Annotated in this window: 1 pseudogene; it reads left to right on the plus strand. The window is 59.0% G+C overall.

Annotated elements, in window-relative coordinates:
- Positions 1-169: 169 nt before the first annotated feature.
- Positions 170-383, plus strand: a pseudogene (locus I6F35_RS39705) (lysophospholipase); the annotation flags it as partial.

The following is a 383-nucleotide window of genomic DNA, read 5'->3' on the forward strand; positions in this document are numbered from 1 at the left end:
GGGACGTGCCGACGTCTCCGTTCGAGGTGAATGAGCAGCGGGAACTGCCGTCGGCGAGCATCGCACTCTCAATAAAACCGACAGTCCTTTTGTGCCGGTCGCTTGCTGAGCACTCGCCGTGCGCACGGGGCACGCGAAATGCTTACTTTGACCGCCGCGAGGGAGCGGGATGAAACCAAAATTGGGAACGTGCATCACAGCGCTGTTCATGGCCACGCGCAGTCTTCCCACAGTCATTGTCGCCGCGGTTTGCATCGTGCTGGCGTGGCCAACGAGCCATAACGTTCGCGCCGATGACAGGACGGTCAGGATCGTCGTGCTCGGAGATATCCTCACTTCAGAGTACTATCTCCCCGCTGGCTATGCCTTTCATGACAAACTCG

The organism is Bradyrhizobium sp. BRP22 (assembly GCF_020194175.1).
Lineage (GTDB): Bacteria > Pseudomonadota > Alphaproteobacteria > Rhizobiales > Xanthobacteraceae > Bradyrhizobium.